This window comes from Klebsiella sp. NPDC088457 (assembly GCF_044900465.1).
GTDB lineage: Bacteria > Pseudomonadota > Gammaproteobacteria > Enterobacterales > Enterobacteriaceae > Klebsiella.
The window spans coordinates 70,698-85,225 of sequence record NZ_JBJDNH010000006.1 but is presented as its reverse complement, the minus strand read 5'-3'; the positions used below and the strand labels follow the sequence as shown (position 1 = coordinate 85,225).

Annotated in this window: 12 protein-coding genes; 8 read left to right on the top strand and 4 right to left on the bottom strand. The window is 59.6% G+C overall.

The window, feature by feature from the left end:
- Positions 1-15: 15 nt before the first annotated feature.
- From ybiB to rhlE, 3 genes are all read right to left on the bottom strand, one after another.
- On the bottom strand, positions 16-984 hold the full coding sequence (gene ybiB, locus ACI2JR_RS05775) for a DNA-binding protein YbiB (protein WP_132727846.1): 969 nt from the start codon (positions 982-984) through the stop codon (positions 16-18).
- Positions 985-1,027: 43 nt separating this feature from the next.
- The gene (dinG, locus tag ACI2JR_RS05770; protein WP_462478083.1) at positions 1,028-3,172 is read right to left on the bottom strand and encodes an ATP-dependent DNA helicase DinG; all 2,145 of its coding nucleotides are present in this window, start codon (positions 3,170-3,172) and stop codon (positions 1,028-1,030) included.
- Positions 3,173-3,415: 243 nt separating this feature from the next.
- Entirely contained in the window at positions 3,416-4,813 is a 1,398-nt protein-coding gene (gene rhlE, locus ACI2JR_RS05765) for an ATP-dependent RNA helicase RhlE (protein WP_462478082.1), read from the bottom strand.
- 283 nt (positions 4,814-5,096) lie between these two features.
- Here rhlE and cecR point away from each other — a divergent pair, with 283 nt between their 5' ends.
- The 5 genes from cecR (at position 5,097) to ACI2JR_RS05740 (ending at position 10,796) form a co-directional block, all read left to right on the top strand.
- On the top strand, positions 5,097-5,774 hold the full coding sequence (gene cecR / locus ACI2JR_RS05760; protein WP_132727854.1) for a transcriptional regulator CecR: 678 nt from the start codon (positions 5,097-5,099) through the stop codon (positions 5,772-5,774).
- Complete coding sequence (gene hlyD, locus ACI2JR_RS05755) at positions 5,771-6,766, top strand: secretion protein HlyD (RefSeq protein WP_462478081.1); 996 nt, start codon at positions 5,771-5,773, stop codon at positions 6,764-6,766. The genes cecR and hlyD overlap by 4 nt, the downstream gene beginning before the upstream one ends.
- Positions 6,759-8,498, top strand: a complete 1,740-nt coding sequence (locus ACI2JR_RS05750) for an ATP-binding cassette domain-containing protein (protein ID WP_462478080.1) — start codon at positions 6,759-6,761, stop codon at positions 8,496-8,498. Before hlyD ends, ACI2JR_RS05750 begins: the two co-directional genes overlap by 8 nt.
- The gene (locus ACI2JR_RS05745; RefSeq protein ID WP_165905664.1) at positions 8,488-9,621 is read left to right on the top strand and encodes an ABC transporter permease; all 1,134 of its coding nucleotides are present in this window, start codon (positions 8,488-8,490) and stop codon (positions 9,619-9,621) included. Before ACI2JR_RS05750 ends, ACI2JR_RS05745 begins: the two co-directional genes overlap by 11 nt.
- 68 nt (positions 9,622-9,689) lie before the next feature.
- Complete coding sequence (locus ACI2JR_RS05740; RefSeq protein ID WP_132728138.1) at positions 9,690-10,796, top strand: ABC transporter permease; 1,107 nt, start codon at positions 9,690-9,692, stop codon at positions 10,794-10,796.
- A 183-nt stretch (positions 10,797-10,979) separates the two neighbouring features.
- On the opposite strand, the gene ACI2JR_RS05735 is transcribed toward ACI2JR_RS05740, so the two are convergent.
- Positions 10,980-11,414 (bottom strand): YbhQ family protein, encoded by a 435-nt coding sequence (locus ACI2JR_RS05735; RefSeq protein WP_132727866.1) that lies wholly within the window; start codon positions 11,412-11,414, stop codon positions 10,980-10,982.
- A gap of 131 nt (positions 11,415-11,545) precedes the next feature.
- On the opposite strand from ACI2JR_RS05735, the gene ACI2JR_RS05730 reads away from it, so the two are divergent.
- From ACI2JR_RS05730 to ACI2JR_RS05720, 3 genes are read left to right on the top strand one after another with little or no spacing between them, the layout of a single operon-like run.
- Positions 11,546-12,307 (top strand): endonuclease/exonuclease/phosphatase family protein, encoded by a 762-nt coding sequence (locus ACI2JR_RS05730; protein WP_132727869.1) that lies wholly within the window; start codon positions 11,546-11,548, stop codon positions 12,305-12,307.
- A complete protein-coding gene (gene clsB, locus ACI2JR_RS05725; RefSeq protein WP_462478079.1) occupies positions 12,304-13,548 on the top strand; it encodes a cardiolipin synthase ClsB in 1,245 nt (414 codons plus the stop codon). Before ACI2JR_RS05730 ends, clsB begins: the two co-directional genes overlap by 4 nt.
- On the top strand, positions 13,548-14,513 hold the full coding sequence (locus tag ACI2JR_RS05720; protein WP_132727875.1) for a lysylphosphatidylglycerol synthase domain-containing protein: 966 nt from the start codon (positions 13,548-13,550) through the stop codon (positions 14,511-14,513). The genes clsB and ACI2JR_RS05720 overlap by 1 nt, the downstream gene beginning before the upstream one ends.
- Positions 14,514-14,528 lie beyond the last annotated feature (15 nt).

Genomic DNA, 14,528 nt, shown 5'->3' with positions numbered 1-14,528 from the left:
CGGATAGCCGGGCGGCTACCAGCGCTCTGCTACCTTAGCCAGCCCCTGTTCCAGCGAGGTGGCTTCCCCGGTAGCGACCAGGCAACATGCCAGCTGAATTCTCAGCGACTGCGGCAACGGCTCGCTTCCCACCGCGCAGCGCTCAATCCACCGCGCCGTCACCAGCGGATCTTTTGACTCCGGCAGCGCAAGGTCCCCCTGCGGCGTATCGCTTTGCCGGTCATGGAGCACCCGCGCGCCGTGGCTATCAATCAGGCTAATCTGCGGGCAACGCTGTGGATTGGCATACACCTCCCCTTCGGTACCGTGCATTAACAGCGCCCGCCCCCCTATTTCGGCAAAGAATTTCGCGACTCTGCCGACATATTCGGGATGGGAGACGCTCGCCAGGCGCAGCGCCGCCTGTTCAGCAAACGGCGTCGCCAGTTTCGCCAGCGTATGCGCGCTATTACGCACGCCCATTCGCCAGCGTAGGGCAAGCTGTTTCTCCAGCGGTGGACAGAAGGCGCCAACCGGAATATAGACCGGCTCGTGGCCGTCCAGCCGCGCCTGAGCCTGTCCCGCATGCCGGGTCGCCGGGATCCCCATCAGCTCAAAAATCGTCTCCGTCAGCACCCGGGTGGGATCGTGGCTGACGCCATGCACCACCACCGGAAAGCCGAGTTTATGCAGCAGGACGGCGAGCAGCGGCGTCAGGTTAGCCTGCTTACGCGCGCCGTTATAGCTGGGGATCACCACCGGCATCGGCCGGGCCACAGGCGGCGTCAGGCGCAACGTTTGCTGCTGCATGGCCTCATAAAAGCCTTTCATTTCCGCTTCGCCTTCGCCTTTGATGCGCAGAGCAATTAAAATCCCACCCAGTTCCAGCTCGGCGACCTCGCCATCGAGCATCCGCGTATAAAGCGCGCGGGCCGTTTCCACATCCAGGTCGCGAGCGTGATTTTTGCCCCGCCCGACTTCTTTAATGATCTTGCTGTAGTCCATTGAAGACTCCTTCTAAGCTGCTCACATCGTCGACACTGCACCATTAACGACGCCTGCGGCGCGTCTGTTTTGCTTTGCTTTTTACTATAACCTCAGGGACGCCCGGCTGCTCTATCGGAAAAACGGGCAGTGCGTTCAGTAGACGCTGGCCATAATTTTTGGTCAACAAACGCTTGTCGTAAATCACCACTTCGCCCCAGCAGCTATGGCTGCGGATCAGGCGCCCGACCTGCTGGATCAGGTTGAAAGAGGCGCTCGGCAGGCTTTGCACTTCGAACGGATAGCGGTTCAGGCTTTTCAACCATTCGCCTTCGGTAATCACCACCGGGCTGTCGATGGGCGGGAAAGCAATTTTATGAATGTGCACCTGGCTTAACAGTTCGCCTTTTAAATCCAGCCCTTCGGCAAACGACTGTAGCCCCACCAGGACGCTGCGTTCGCCGTCCTGCACCCGTTTGCGGTGCAGCTCTACCAGCCGGTAACGCGGCTTATCCCCCTGCACCAGCAGCAGCAGACGCAGGTCGGTGACATGTTGCAGAAAACGCTGCATCGCCCGGCCGCTGGCGAACAGCACCAGCATCCCCAGATGCTTTTTGCTCTCAACCTGCCCGCGGAAGTAGGCCGCCATTTCCGCAATATGCTGCTCTTCGTTATCGATGAGCGGCTCGTAGCGCATCTGCGGGATCACAATTTTGCCCTGCTCGACGTGGTTGAAGGGGGAATCCAGCGCCACAAAGCGATCGCCGGCCTTTTCTTTCAGCCCGCTCATCTCCTGCAGGCGGGCAAAGCTGTTTAGCGAACGCAGGGTGGCAGAGGTGACGACAATATGCGGTACGCTTCGCCACAGCAATCTTTCCAGCTGGTCGCTGACGCGGATCCCGACGCAGTGAAACCCGATATGCGCCTGGCCGTCGCGCAGCTCGCGGGTGACCCACTTGGTGACCGGCGCCCCGGAAGATTGCGCCAGCGACGCCAGCCGCCACAGCTTACTCTGGCTTTCGAACATGCCGAGCGCCCGGTTCATTTGCAGCAGCACCCGGTGTAAACGCACCACATCATGACTGCCGGTCTTTTCGCCGAGATCGTTAAGAAACAGCTCCGCCAGCCCGCGCAGCATTTCAGTGAGTTTCGCCAACCGCTGGCAGATCGCCATCACCTCCTGCGGCAGTTCCCCCATCGGAAAACGGTGCTCGGCCTGCTGGCCGGCGGGCAGATACAGATTGAGAATATTATTCAGCGTGGCGATCAGCTCATACAGCTCTTCACAATGGCTGGTGAGGCGCTCGGGGTTCGCCAGCGGCGGCGTGGTTTTAGGCCGAAACTGCTCCATGCAGGTCGCCACCAGCTTGCTGAACAGATCCAGCTGCAGCCGATACCAGGAGGCGGTAATTTCCGCGCTCATCTCCAGCGCATCGCGGGCGACATCCGGCAGGTGGTGACCTTCATCCAGAACCAGCAGCAGATTTTTCGGCTCCGGCAGCACGGCTTCGCTCTCCATTGCCGCCATGACCAGTGCATGGTTCGCCACCACCACTTCCGCTTCCTGAATTTCTCGCCGGGCAACGAAGAACGGACATTCGCGGTAATAGTGGCAGTTACGGTTCAGGCAGCTGGCTTTGTCGGTGCTCAGGCGGCTCCACAGCCCGTCATCAACAGGTTTATCGGTGTGATCGCGCAGGCCATCCCAGCGGTAGCTATCGAGATCGGTCTTCAGGGTGGCACACAGCTTCTGCTCGGCCTGATTATTCGGCGTCAGATCGTCATCGAGAAACGCCAGCAGATCCTGCTGCGTCGGCTCGGTGCTGGCTAGCGCGGCCAGATTGCGCGGGCAGACGTAGCGCCCGCGGCCAAAGGCGGCGGTAAAACGCAGATCGGGAATGATTTTGCGCAGCAGCGGTAAATCTTTACTGTAGATCTGATCCTGCAGCGCGACGTTGGCGGTACTCACCACCAGCGTTTTCTGTTCTTCACGGGCGATGGCGATGCCGGGAATCAGATACGACAGGGTTTTCCCGACGCCGGTAGGAGCCTCAATGGCCAGGTGGCGGCCCTCTTCTCCGGCGAGCGTTTTCGCCACGTCAGCAATCATCTGCCGTTGCGGAGGACGGGGAATAAAGTCCGGAATCTGTTCCTGAAGCGCCTTATACCAGGCGGCGATTTGCGCTTTTAGCGCAGCGGTCAAAGCCATGAGAAAACCTGAATACTGTATAAACAGCCACTATTGTGACACTTTTTGCCTGACAGGAGGAGTTTCTTTCTGCGGAAAGTGGAATGCGGCTCGGTGTCTGGCGGAAAATCGCGATGCCAGCAGGCGTGGCGTAAGTAAAAGAAGAAGCCCGGGTGGCGGGATAAAGGCCTTATCCGGGCGATGCTGCGGCCTCGCGCGATCCGGGCAGGAGATTGCCCGGATCGCGCGAGCGAGGTACGACGGTTATTCGCCCGCCGCCGGTTTACGCGGACGACGGCGGCGCTGCTGCTCGCCGGCCGGTTTCGCCTCGCCGGTACGACGTGAAGGTTTAGCCCCGGCCTTCGGCGCTTCACCGTCGGTACGGCGCGGCGCGGACTGCTGGCTGCGCCCCTGGCCCTGAGCGTTACGCCCCTGGCCCTGGCCACCGCGGCCTTGCCCCTGACCACGGCCGCCGCCGCTGCGCTGCTGACGACCGTTCTGAATCGGTTCCGCCCGGATCGACGGATCCGGTTCATAGCCGGCAACCGCAATCCGCGGAATCTCTTTTTTCAGCAGACGTTCAATATCGTGCAGCAGTTTATGTTCATCGACGCAGACCAGCGACAGCGCCTCGCCGGTGGCGGCGGCGCGGCCGGTACGGCCGATACGGTGCACATAATCTTCCGGAACGTTCGGCAGCTCATAGTTCACCACGTGCGGCAGCTCTTCGATATCCAGGCCGCGGGCGGCGATATCGGTGGCCACCAGCACGCGAATGCCGCCGGATTTAAAATCAGCTAATGCCCGGGTACGCGCCCCCTGGCTCTTGTTGCCGTGAATCGCCGCGCTGCGAATACCGTCTTTATTCAGCTGTTCTGCCAGATGGTTGGCGCCGTGTTTGGTGCGGGTAAAGACCAGCACCTGCTGCCAGTTGCCTTCACCAATCATCTGCGACAGCAGTTCACGCTTGCGTTTCTTATCAACGAAATGGACGTGCTGCGTTATCTGCTCGGAAGCGGTGTTACGGCGCGCCACTTCGATTTCCAGCGGATTATGCAGCAGCTTTTCCGCCAGCGACTTAATCTCGTCGGAGAAGGTCGCAGAGAACAGCAGGTTCTGGCGTTTCGCCGGGAGCTTCGCCAGCACGCGGCGAATATCATGGATAAAGCCCATGTCCAGCATACGGTCGGCTTCATCCAGCACCAGGATTTCCACTTTATCCAGGCTGACCGCGTTCTGATGTTCGAGATCCAGCAGACGCCCGGGGGTCGCCACCAGGATATCGACGCCGCTGCGCAGCTTCATCATCTGCGGGTTAATGCTGACGCCGCCGAAGACCACCAGAGAGCGAATATTCAGGTACTTGCTGTAATCCCGGACGTTTTCGCCGATCTGCGCCGCCAGCTCACGGGTTGGCGTGAGGATCAGCGCGCGCACCGGGCGACGGCCTTTGGCATGCGGTTCTTGCTGAATCAGATGCTGCAGTAGCGGCAGCGTAAAGCCTGCCGTTTTGCCGGTGCCGGTCTGGGCGCTGGCCATCAGATCGCGTCCCTGCAACACCGCAGGGATCGCCTGCTGCTGAATTGGGGTTGGCTCAAGGTAACCCTGCTCGGCGACCGCGCGCAGGATTTCAGAATTCAGGCCAAGGGAATCAAAAGACATAACAACTCCAAACCGCCCCGGCCCGTTACAGGCGTAGTTTTCGGGGAGATTATTGCGAAAGAGATGGCAAAAACCACAATGCCATGAAGGGGCGCAGTCTAGCAGGTTTTGTGACATAGCGCATAAAATATCCCTGCGGGGTTTTTCCGCCGCATAATCCTCGTCCGCCCGGCGACACCAGCCGGTGGGCACGCAGGCTGAATAGAGTATCAGCCACGGTGGACAGTTTCGCGAACCGGACATACTATTAATCAATCGATTGATTAATTTTTTGGTGCGCGCGATGAATACCTCCCCGGTCACCACCAAAGGCGAACAAGCCAAAAGTCAGCTGATTGCCGCAGCCATCGCCCAGTTTGGCGAATATGGACTGCATGCCACCACCCGGGATATTGCCGCCCAGGCCGGGCAAAATATCGCCGCCATCCCCTACTATTTCGGCTCGAAGGACGACCTGTATCTCGCCTGCGCGCAGTGGATTGCCGATTTTATCAGCCACAATTTTCGCCCGCATGCCGAGGCGGCGGAAACGCTCCTTGCCGCGCCGACGCTGGACAAGTCGGCGATTCGCACGCTGATTCTGCGCGCCTGCCAGAATATGATTTTGCTGCTGACCCAGGATGATACGGTCAATCTGAGTAAATTCATCTCTCGCGAGCAGCTGTCTCCCACCGCGGCGTACCAGTTAATCCACGACCAGGTCATCGCGCCGCTGCACCGCTATCTGACCCGTTTAATCGCCGCGTTTACCGGCCTTGATGCCGATGACACGCAGATGATTCTGCACACGCATGCGCTGCTGGGCGAGATTCTGGCTTTCCGCCTTGGGCGAGAAACTATTTTGCTGCGTACCGGCTGGGCGCAGTTCGACGAAGAGAAAACCGAGCAAATTTATCAGGTTATCGCCTGCCATATCGATTTCGTTCTGCAAGGGTTATCGCAAAGGAGTTTGGGATCATGAAAAAACCCGTCATCATCGTCCTGTTAGCGCTGCTGCTGATTGCCGCCGTCGGCGGCGGCTGGTGGTGGTATCAAAACAGCCAACAGAGGGAGCTGACCCTGTATGGCAACGTCGATATTCGTACCGTCAATATGAGCTTCCGCGTAGGCGGCCGCCTGGCGGCGTTAAACGTCGATGAGGGCGATGCCATTCAGGCCGGGCAGACCCTGGGCCAGTTGGATCGCGCCCCCTACGAGAACGCCCTGCAGCAGGCGCAAGCCAATGTTTCCACCGCGCAGGCGCAGTATGACCTGATGATGGCCGGCTACCGGGCGGAAGAGATCGCTCAGGCCGCCGCCGCCGTCAAACAGGCGCAGGCCGCCTACGATTACGCGCAGAACTTCTACCAGCGCCAGCTTGGGCTGCGCCAGAACAGCGCCATTTCGCTTAACGATCTCGAAAACGCCCGCTCTTCCCGCGATCAGGCCCAGGCGACGCTGAAATCAGCCCAGGATAAACTGCGTCAGTATCGCGCCGGCAACCGGCCGCAGGAAATCGCCCAGGCCAAAGCCAGCCTTGAGCAGGCGCAGGCCGCCCTGGCGCAGGCGCAGCTCGATCTGCACGATACCACGCTGATCGCCCCCGCCGACGGTACTCTGATGACCCGCGCCGTTGAGCCCGGCAGCATGCTCAGCGCCGGCGGCACGGTGATGACGCTATCGCTCACCCATCCGGTATGGGTCCGCGCCTACATTGACGAAAAAAATCTCGGCCAGGCGGCACCGGGACGTGAAGTCCTGCTGTACACCGATAGCCGCCCGAATCAGCCCTATCACGGCAAAATCGGCTTCGTCTCCCCGAGCGCTGAATTTACGCCGAAGACCGTTGAAACCCCCGATTTACGTACCGACCTGGTCTACCGCCTGCGCATTGTCGTTAACGATGCGGACGACGCGCTGCGTCAGGGGATGCCGGTGACCGTCACCTTTAGCCGCGGGAACGGACATGAATGAGGACCTCATCACGCTCGACGGGCTGACCCGCCGCTTCGCCGGGATGGACCGCCCGGCCGTGGCGCCGCTCACCTGCACTATCCGCTCGGGCTATGTCACCGGGCTGGTGGGCCCCGACGGAGCCGGAAAAACCACCTTGATGCGCATGCTCGCCGGGCTGCTGAAGGCCGATGGCGGCACCGCCAGCGTTATCGGCCTCGATCCGATCGCCAACGATAGCGCCCTGCACGCGGTGCTCGGCTATATGCCGCAGAAATTCGGGCTGTATGAAGATCTGACGGTCATGGAAAACCTCACCCTGTATGCCGACCTGCGCAGCGTCACCGGCGAGGCGCGGAAAAAAACCTTCGCCCGCCTGCTGGAGTTCACCTCTCTAGGCCCCTTTACCGGCCGCCTGGCGGGTAAGCTTTCCGGCGGGATGAAGCAGAAGCTGGGGCTCGCCTGTACCCTGGTGGGCGAACCGAAAGTCCTGCTGCTTGATGAGCCCGGCGTCGGCGTCGATCCGATCTCCCGGCGCGAGCTGTGGCAAATGGTGCATGAACTGGCGGGCGACGGGATGCTGATCCTCTGGAGCACCTCCTACCTTGATGAAGCGGAACAGTGCCGCGATGTGCTGCTGATGAACGAAGGCCAACTGCTGTATCAGGGGGAGCCAAAGGCGTTGACCCAAACGATGGCCGGGCGCAGCTTCCTGGTTTCCAGTCGCGAGGAGAATAACCGTCGCCTCCTGCAGCGGGCGCTGAAACTGCCGCAGATTAGCGACGGCGTCATTCAGGGCAAATCGGTACGTCTGATCCTGAAAAAAGAGGCCAGCATGGCGGAGGTGCAGCACAATAGCGGCCTGCCGCCGCTGGAGGTGGCCGAAACCGCCCCGCGCTTTGAGGACGCGTTTATCGATCTGCTGGGCGGCGCCGCGACCGCCGAATCGCCGCTGGGCGAGATTATTCATCGCGTCGAGGGGAGCGGCGATGAAACGGTCATTGAAGCGCAAAGCCTGAGCAAAAAGTTCGGCGACTTCGCCGCCACCGACCACGTGGACTTCCAGGTCAGGCGAGGCGAGATTTTTGGCCTGCTGGGCCCTAACGGCGCCGGTAAATCCACGACCTTTAAAATGATGTGCGGCCTGCTGGTCCCCACCTCCGGCAAAGCGCTGGTGCTGGGGATGGACCTGAAAATCAGCTCCGGCAAAGCGCGCCAGCATCTTGGCTATATGGCGCAGAAGTTTTCGCTGTACGGCAACCTTAGCGTGGAGCAAAACCTGCGTTTCTTCTCCGGCGTTTACGGTTTGCGTGGCCGGGAGCAAAACGAAAAGATCGCCCGCATGAGCGAGGCGTTTGGCCTGAAAAACATCGCCGGCCATGCCGCCGATGAGCTGCCGCTGGGTTACAAACAGCGCCTGGCGCTGGCCTGCTCGCTGATGCACGAGCCGGATATTCTGTTTCTCGATGAGCCGACCTCCGGCGTTGACCCCCTCACCCGCCGCGAGTTCTGGCTGCATATCAATAGTATGGTGGATAAAGGGGTAACGGTGATGGTGACGACCCACTTTATGGATGAGGCGGAATATTGCGACCGCATTGGTCTGGTTTATCACGGTAAGCTTATCGCCAGCGGCACCCCGGATGCCCTGAAAGCGCTGGCGGCAAACGATGAACAGCCCGATCCCACCATGGAACAGGCGTTTATCACCCTGATTCACGACTGGGATAAGGAGAATGCCGGTGAGCGCTAAACTGCTGTCATGGCGGCGCGTACGCGCCCTGTGCGTCAAAGAGACGCGGCAGATCGTCCGCGATCCCAGCAGCTGGCTGATTGCGGTCGTAATCCCGCTGCTGCTGCTGTTCATCTTCGGCTACGGGATCAACCTCGACTCCAGCAAGCTGCGGGTCGGCGTCCTGCTGGAACAACACAGTGAAGAGGCGCTGGATTTCGTCCACGCGATGACCGGCTCCCCCTATATTGACGCCACCCTCAGCGATAATCGCCAGCAGCTGATTCAGATGATGCAGGCCGGGCGCATTCGCGCGCTGGTGGTGATCCCGGTGGATTTTGACCAGAAGATGGCGCGCCCCGGGGATAGCGCCCCGCTGCAGCTGATTACCGACGGCAGCGAGCCTAACACCGCCAACTTTGCCCAGGGCTACGTGGAGGGGATCTGGCAAATCTGGCAGCAGCAGCGCGCGGAGGACCGCGGTGAAACCTTCGAGCCGCTGATTGACGTGCAGATGCGCTACTGGTTCAACCCGGCGGCCATCAGCCAGCATTTTATTATCCCCGGCGCCATTACCATCATTATGACCGTGGTCGGCGCGATCCTCACCTCGCTGGTGGTCGCCCGCGAGTGGGAGCGCGGTACCATGGAGGCGCTGCTGTCGACGGAAATTACCCGCGTTGAGCTACTGCTGTGTAAGCTGATCCCCTACTATTTTCTCGGCATGCTGGCAATGCTGCTGTGCATGCTGGTGGCAGTCTTTATTCTCGGCGTGCCGTTTCGCGGTTCGCTGCTGATTCTGTTCTTTATCACCAGCCTGTTTTTACTCAGCACCCTGGGGATGGGGTTGTTAATTTCAACCATCACCCGCAACCAGTTTAACGCCGCGCAGGTCGCGCTGAACGCCGCTTTTCTGCCGTCGATTATGCTCTCCGGGTTTATTTTTCAGATCGACAGTATGCCGGCGGTGATCCGCGCGGTGACCTACGTGATCCCGGCGCGCTATTTCGTCAGCACCCTGCAAAGCCTGTTTCTGGCCGGCAATATACCAGTGGTACTGCTGGTGAACGTGCTGTTTTTAATCGCTTCGGCGGTGATGTTTATCGGCCTGACGTGGCTGAAAACCAAACGTCGCCTGGATTAACGCGCCCGCGGGCGGCTCACCCGGATGCGCACGACGGGGAGCGGCGGGCCATGCTGAGAGAGACCAAGATGTTCCATCGCTTATGGACGTTGATTCGCAAAGAACTGCAATCGCTGCTGCGCGAGCCGCAAACCCGCGCCATTTTGATTATGCCGGTGCTGATTCAGGTGCTGCTGTTTCCCTTCGCCGCCACCCTGGAAGTGACCAACGCCACCATCGCCATTTACAACGAAGACAACGGCCGCCACGCGGTGGAACTGACCCAGCGTTTTGCCCGCGCCAAAGCCTTTACCCACATTCTGATCCTCAAAAGCCCGCAGGAGATTCGCCCGACCATTGATGAACAAAAAGCGCTGCTGTTGGTCCGCTTCCCGGCGGATTTCTCGCGCCATCTCGATCATGGGCAAACCGCGCCGCTGCAACTGCTGCTGGATGGTCGCAACTCCAATAGCGCGCAAATCGCCGCCAATTATCTCCAGCAGATCGTCAAAAACTATCAGCAGGAGCTGCTCGCAGGGAAAGCGCAGCCCAATAACAGCGAACTGGTGGTGCGCAACTGGTATAACCCCAACCTCGACTATAAGTGGTTCGTGGTACCGTCGCTGATCGCCATGATCACCACCATCGGCGTGATGATCGTCACCTCGCTGTCGGTGGCCCGCGAGCGTGAGCAGGGCACTCTCGATCAGCTGCTGGTGTCGCCGCTGGCGACCTGGCAAATTTTCGTCGGCAAGGCGATACCGGCGCTGATTGTCGCCACTCTGCAGGCGAGCATCGTGCTGGCCATCGGGATCTGGGCGTATCAGATCCCTTTCGCCGGCTCGCTGCTGCTGTTTTACTTGACGATGGTGATTTACGGGCTGTCGCTGGTGGGGTTCGGACTGCTGATTTCCTCCCTGTGCTCCACCCAGCAGCAGGCCTTTATCGGCGTCTTCGTCTTTATGATGCCGGCGATTCTGCTCTCCGGCTACGTCTCGCCGGTTGAGAACATGCCGCAGTGGTTGCAGGAGGTGACATGGATAAATCCGATTCGCCACTTTACCGATATCACCAAGCAGATTTATTTAAAGGATGCGAGTCTGGAAATTGTGTGGGGGAGTTTGTGGCCGCTACTGGTCATAGCGGCCACGACGGGCTCAGCGGCGTATGCGATGTTTCGCAGAAAGATTGCCTGATCCCCGTCATCGTTCGGGCTGCCTCTGCGTTGGCTTCCTCGCTCACCCCGGTCACATAGCTCTCTATGCTCCCGGAGATTCGCTGCGTTGCCGCCTTGATGCAAGCCAAACGCTTTAGGGGATAACCGTCATCGTGCGGGCTGCCTCTGCGTTGGCTTCCTCGCTCACCCGCTCACATAGCTATTATCTATGCTTCGGGGGATTCGCGGCGCTGCCGCCTTGATGCAGTCCGAACTTAGAGTAGCGGTTCTTATCTTTCGCCAGCAAGGACACCACCGCCGGGCCTGCCAGAATCACCAGCCCGGCAACGGCCAGCAGCAGGTTATTGTGCAGCACGCGCGAAAGCAGCCACAGCACGATAACCGCCACGCCAAAGTACCAGGTGGTGGTGAGCTCCTCAAGGAAGTCCCCGACATCACGCCAGCGCTCTTCATGGTGACGCTGTAAAAACAGCATCGACAGTAAGGTGACGCCATACAGCACGCATAACCCTAATCCGACGCGTACCAGCGCGCCGCTCATCCAACCCATCACCAGTACTGCCACGACCAGTAGATGCAACATAATCTGCCAGCAACTGAGGCCAGTTGCGACGCGTACACGTTGTTGCCACTTCATGGCTTCTCTCCTGAAGGATCTTTATCTGTAACTCAGAGTACCGCACTTTACGGAAAATTCCGTATCACCGCATCTTTTTGTGACACCTACTACACTATTTCATTCAGGAAAGTGACATTGACTGGAGAAATATGGCTGAACAAATGCCGCGATTTTCGTTAAACGTGCTGACAATTAACACCCATAAAGGCTTTACGACGTTTAACCGACGCTTCATTCTGCCGGAACTGCGTGATGCGGTACGCAGCGTCAGCGCCGACATTGTTTGTCTGCAGGAGGTCATGGGCGCGCATGAAATTCATCCTCTGCATGTCGAAAACTGGCCGGACAGCACTCATTATGAGTTTCTGGCCGATACGATGTGGAGCGAATACGCCTACGGGCGCAACGCGGTCTACCCGGAGGGGCACCACGGCAACGCCGTGCTCTCGCGCTTTCCCATTCAATATTACGAAAATCTCGACATTTCCGTGGGCGAGAGCGAGAAGCGCGGCCTGCTCTACTGCCGGATTGTGCCGCCGGAAAGCGACGTAACCCTGCACCTGTTTTGTGTTCATCTGGGGCTGAGTTCGCAGCAGCGAACGGCCCAGCTGGCGATGCTCGCCGAACGGGTCAACGACCTGCCCGCCGGAGAGCCAGTGGTGGTGGCCGGTGATTTTAACGACTGGCGGCAGCAGGCCAACCGGCCGCTGAAGGCGCAGGCCGGTCTGGAGGAGATCTTCACCCGCGCATACGGCCGCCCGGCGCGCACCTTCCCGGCGCGTTTTCCGCTGCTGCGCCTTGACCGTATCTATGTGAAAAATGCGCATGCCAGCCAGCCGGCGGCGCTGGAGCTTCATCGATGGCGTCACCTGTCGGATCATGCGCCGCTGAGCGTGGAGATTCATCTATGAAATGTCGCTGGCAGGAAGGAAACCGGATCCAGCTGCTGGAGAACGGCGATAACTATTATCCGGCCCTGTTTGCGGCCATTGCGCGCGCGCAGCACAAAGTGATTCTCGAAACCTTTATCTGGTTTGAGGACGAGGTCGGCTGGCAGCTTCATGCGGTGCTGCTAAAGGCGGCGCGGCGAGGGATCCAGGTCGAAGTCCTGCTCGACGGCTACGGCTCCCCCGACCTGAGCGATCGTTTCGTGCACCAGCTGAGCGCTGCTGGGGTGATCTTCCGCTACTACGATCCGCGTCCGCGGCTGTTTGGCATGCGCACCAACCTCTTTCGCCGCATGCACCGCAAGATCGTGGTGATCGATGATACGACGGCGTTCGTCGGCGGGATTAATTACTCTGCCGAACACATGACCAGCTACGGCCCGGAGGCAAAACAGGATTATGCCGTGCAGGTTGAGGGACCGGTGGTGCTGGATATTCTGCGATTTGAGCTGGAAAATCTCCCTGCCAGCGAAACGACGCGGCGTATGTGGCCCCGCCGTCGCCACCGACCGGAGGTTAATCACAGCCCCGGTGAAGCGCAGGCGCTGTTTATCTGGCGGGATAATCACGATCATCGCGACGACATTGAGCGCCACCATCTGAAGATGCTGGCCAACGCGCGCCGCGAGGTGATTATCGCCAACGCCTACTTTTTCCCTGGCTATCGGATGCTGCACGCCATGCGCAACGCCGCCCGACGCGGGGTACGGGTCAAGCTGATTGTGCAAGGCGAGCCCGATATCCCCATCGTCAAAGTCGGCGCCCGCCTGCTGTATCACTACCTGGTCAAAGGAGGGGTGCAGATATTTGAGTATCGCCGCCGCCCGCTGCATGGCAAAGTCGCCCTCGCAGACGATCACTGGGCCACCGTCGGATCCAGTAACCTCGACCCGCTCAGCCTCTCATTAAACCTGGAGGCCAACCTGATCATCCACGACCGCGAGTTCAACCAGACCCTGCGCGACAACCTCAACGGCTTAATCACCCGGGACTGTAAACAGGTGGATAAATCGATGCTGCCAAAACGCAGCTGGTGGAACCTGGGTAAAAGCGTGCTGGCCTTCCACTTCCTGCGCCACTTCCCGGCATGGGTCGGCTGGCTGCCGGCCCACACGCCGCATCTGTCACGGGTCAGCCCGCCGGTACAGCCGGAAATTGAAACCCAGGATCAGCTGGATGCGCAAAATCAGGAGGTGAAACCCTGATGGCGAAATCACATCCTCGCTGGCGGATGGTCAAAAAGATCCTCACCGCGATATTTTTTATCGCCGTCACGGTTTTACTGGTGGTCTACGCGCAAAAAGTCGACTGGCAGGAGGTATGGAAGGTTATCCGCCACTACAACCGCCTCGCGCTGCTCGGCGCCGTCGGATTGACCATCGTGAGCTATCTGATTTATGGCTGCTACGATCTGCTGGGCCGGGCGTATTGCGGGCATCAGCTGGCGAAGCGGCAGGTGATCCTGGTGTCGTTTATCTGTTATGCCTTTAATCTGACCCTCAGTACCTGGATCGGCGGCATCGGCATGCGCTACCGGCTCTATTCCCGCCTTGGCCTCAGCGGCGGCACCATTACCCGCATTTTCTCCCTGAGCATCACCACCAACTGGCTGGGATACATTCTGCTGGGCGGATTGATTTTTACCGCCAGTCTGGTGCAGCTCCCGGCGCACTGGTACATCAGCCAGGGCACGCTGCGGGTGATTGGCATCGTGCTGCTGGCCGCCGCCGCGCTCTATCTGTGGGCCTGTGCGTTTGCCACCCGGCGGCATATGACCATTAAAGGTCAGCGGCTGGTCCTGCCCTCATGGCGATTCGCGCTGCTGCAGATGACGCTTTCCGTCGTAAACTGGCTGGTGATGGCGGCGATTATCTGGCTCCTGATGGCGCAGCAGGTCGATTACTTCCTGGTGCTGGGGGTGCTGCTGGTCAGCAGTATTGCCGGGGTTATTGTGCATATTCCCGCCGGGATCGGCGTGCTGGAGGCGGTATTTATCGCGATGCTCAGCGATCAGCAGATCGCCCGCGGGGCGATTATTGCCGCCCTTCTGGCGTATCGCGTGCTCTATTATTTCCTGCCGCTGCTTATCGCCACCGTCGGCTATCTGCTGCTGGAGAGTCAGGCGAAGAAGTTACGGGCGAAAAATCAGCGCAAGCTGGCGGATGGATAAGTGACGGGAAGAGAC